Raw genomic sequence first — 2,838 nt, forward strand, 5'->3', positions numbered from 1 at the left:
ATACGCAAAGATTAATGGAAGGAGAGATTAATACAATTAAAAACGATGTGATAGCAGAGGGTGGTACAGGTACAAATGATACAGGAGATATAAATGAGCAGATAGATGATCAGAAGTTATATGAGAAGAAGTTTGCTGAAACACAAGATTTAAATGAAAGTAGGCAGAAGAAGCCAGATGGAAGAGATAAGAGTAAAGATACAAAAGATGCAGAGACTTTATACAATAAGGAAGAGTATAAAAATAGGGATCATGGGGGGTTGTAAATGTTAATAATGGCGCAAAAAGGTTATAAATATAGCATTTATACAAAGTGCAGTAGTTGCATTAGAGTAATAAGTATGGTATAATGCAATATATGACAAATAATTATAATATTATGAAAGAACCACAAAGACCAACGGTAACAATTACATTTAGTCCTAAAATAAGAAATTTAATAATCAGCATGTCTGAAAGATATGCCATGTCTAGAAGTAAAATTATATCAGAAGCAGTAGCAATGTATGCAGAGAAGAAAGCAAAAGAAGTAGGAAGTTTAATGAGTTTTGCTGGAAGTATAAAAGATGACCAAGGTAAAGAGATATTAGAGATAATTAAAAAGCACAGAATAAATAAAGAGGAGATAATGCAATGAATTACGTACTAGACTCAGATACTATTATATACTTTTTACAAGGTCAAAATGCTCTTGTAAATAAGATAGGTTCAATAGATATAGATAAAATACACACAACAGCTATCAATGAAGCTGAATTATATTTTGGAGCGTATAACTCGTCTCAAGTAAAGGGTAATATAGAAACGGTTAGAGGATTTATAAGAAACATTAAGGTACTGGATTTTGACAGCAGTGCTGCAAAGAGATATGGGGAGATTAAATCAGAATTGAAAAAGCAAGGCAAGATAGTTCCTGATATGGATATTTGTATAGCATCAATAACCAAAAGCAAGAAAATGACTTTAGTTACAAATAACATTAAAGATTTTGCTAGAATAGAAGGGCTTAAAGTAGAGAATTGGATTAAAACAAGTTAATGGAAAAAAACAGTATCCACATCAATTATAAAAGTAATATTTGTAGTAAGTTTCGTTATTACTATGACAAATAGTGGATATTGTAATGAAAGCTTTTACAAAAATCATGCGAGGGGTTGGCATTGGTACGAAAGGAATAAAGAGAGCGAGGAAATGATTGATACACATGAACAAAATAGTAAGCCAAATGCCATAACCCCTACGCAAGAAGTGGAGAATATCAAAAAAGAAGCAGAAAGTAAACTGCATAATGCAAGGAAGCATAAATATTAGATAGCGTTAAGCAACTTTTAGAATCAACTCATTGTCAATATTTGCTTCATAAGGGGGAATGTTGAATGAACTGTGTCACGCTAATTTTTCCACTACAGAAAAATCATATTTTTTGTTCATATTTAATCCTAACCTATTAGGGAACATAATGTCAAGTTGGGATATAGTTAAAGCCCAATCTGATAGTGGCATGCTCCATTTTTTACAAGCTGCCTGAATTCCACAGTACACCATTTTTTGTAAGGCCATTTCGCTAGTAAATCCACCTTTTGTTTTTGTAAATTTACGCATTATACGATGCATTCCTTCTATTATATTTGTAGTGTAAATTATTTTTCTTATTAGCTTATTATACATAAAATATACCGATAAATGCTCCCAGTTTTCATTCCAGGATTTTATTACTATAGGATACTTTTTACCCCATTTTTCTTCTAATTCTAATAAATTATCTTCAGCTGTTTTCTTTGTATCTGCCTTATATACAAGCTTTAAATCCTCTGCAAACTTCTTTTTATCTTTATAAGAGACGTACTTTAAAGAATTTCTAATTTGGTGAACTACGCACAGTTGCACCTGACTCTTAGGAAATATACTATTTATTGCTTCTGGGAACCCTTTTAAACCATCTACACATACTATCAACATATCATCAACCCCTCTATTTTGTAAGTCCGTTAGTACTGACAGCCAAAAATGCGCTCCCTCACTTTCTGATAAATAAAAACCTAAAACCTCCTTTTTACCTTCTACTGTTATCCCTATTATGTTATAAACTACTTGGGTCTCTACTTTGCCATCTATCCTAGCTTTACTGTACATTCCATCTAAGAATACTATTGGATATACCTTTTCTAAAGGCCTTCCTTGCCATTCTTTAATTATTGGTATTATTCTATCTGTAATACCGCTAATCTGTGATTTATCCACTCCTATTCCATACATCTCTCGTATGTTATCTGATATATCTTCATAGCTCATCCCTAATGTGAATAATTTTGTTATTTTTTGATCTATCTCATCTGTTAATGTTACCTGCCTTTTCTTCACTATCTCAGGCTCAAATCCTCCATTCCTATCTCTTGGCGTTTCTAGTTCAAAATCTCCATATGCGCTTCTCACGATTTTCTTATTTTTCCCATTCCTCCGGTTATCCTCTTCTTTATTTGAGCTTAAATAGTTCTCCATTTCTCCTTCTAATGCTGTTTCTAACGCTCTTTTTATTATTGGCGTTAATATCCCATCTTTTCCTGATAATGATTTCCCTGATTTTATTGCTTCTACTATCTGTTCTTCTACTTGGCTTGCATATTTGATTTTTTTACTTTTTTCTTGTGTCATTTTTAAACTCCTTTTTTAATTTTAATTTATCTTTTGACACAGTTTAATTCAACATTCTCTCATAAAGATTCCACTCATTAGAGGACATAGTCGCTTTAATCTGCAAAACATTGTGTGCATTCTCTCGGGTCCACTGCATTTTTTGTTTTCGCTTGAATCTAGTATTTATTTGAGACTCTACTATAG

At 32.1% G+C, this 2,838-nt stretch carries 5 protein-coding genes; 4 read left to right on the forward strand and 1 reads right to left on the reverse strand.

Annotation, left to right across the window (positions count from 1 at the left end; all coding sequences use genetic code 11):
• The 4 genes from L8D11_RS04720 to L8D11_RS04735 all read left to right on the forward strand — a co-directional run.
• Nucleotides 1-266 (forward strand): hypothetical protein (locus L8D11_RS04720; protein ID WP_236870518.1); only part of this gene is annotated, 266 nt, incomplete at its 5' end.
• Between the two features lie 113 nt (nucleotides 267-379).
• Complete coding sequence (locus tag L8D11_RS04725; protein WP_236870519.1) at nucleotides 380-637, forward strand: hypothetical protein; 258 nt, start codon at nucleotides 380-382, stop codon at nucleotides 635-637.
• Entirely contained in the window at nucleotides 634-1,038 is a 405-nt protein-coding gene (locus L8D11_RS04730) for a PIN domain-containing protein (RefSeq protein WP_236870520.1), read from the forward strand. Before L8D11_RS04725 ends, L8D11_RS04730 begins: the two co-directional genes overlap by 4 nt.
• A gap of 63 nt (nucleotides 1,039-1,101) precedes the next feature.
• Nucleotides 1,102-1,311 (forward strand): thioredoxin domain-containing protein, encoded by a 210-nt coding sequence (locus L8D11_RS04735; protein ID WP_236870521.1) that lies wholly within the window; start codon nucleotides 1,102-1,104, stop codon nucleotides 1,309-1,311.
• Between the two features lie 75 nt (nucleotides 1,312-1,386).
• Here L8D11_RS04735 and L8D11_RS04740 read toward each other — a convergent pair whose 3' ends face one another.
• Nucleotides 1,387-2,652 carry an IS256 family transposase gene (locus tag L8D11_RS04740; RefSeq protein ID WP_236870522.1) on the reverse strand — a complete coding sequence of 422 codons (1,266 nt, stop codon included), beginning with the start codon at nucleotides 2,650-2,652 and terminating at the stop codon, nucleotides 1,387-1,389.
• Nucleotides 2,653-2,838: the final 186 nt, after the last annotated feature.

The organism is Candidatus Bandiella numerosa (assembly GCF_021811875.1).
GTDB classification, from domain to species: domain Bacteria; phylum Pseudomonadota; class Alphaproteobacteria; order Rickettsiales; family Midichloriaceae; genus Aquirickettsia; species Aquirickettsia numerosa_A.

Coding starts and splice junctions, on each gene's coding strand:
- L8D11_RS04725 (WP_236870519.1), top strand. CDS start 380: ATGAAAGAACCACAAAGACCAACGGTAACAATTACATTTAGTCCTAAA.
- L8D11_RS04735 (WP_236870521.1), top strand. CDS start 1,102: ATGACAAATAGTGGATATTGTAATGAAAGCTTTTACAAAAATCATGCG.
- L8D11_RS04730 (WP_236870520.1), top strand. CDS start 634: ATGAATTACGTACTAGACTCAGATACTATTATATACTTTTTACAAGGT.
- L8D11_RS04740 (WP_236870522.1), bottom strand. CDS start 2,652: ATGACACAAGAAAAAAGTAAAAAAATCAAATATGCAAGCCAAGTAGAA.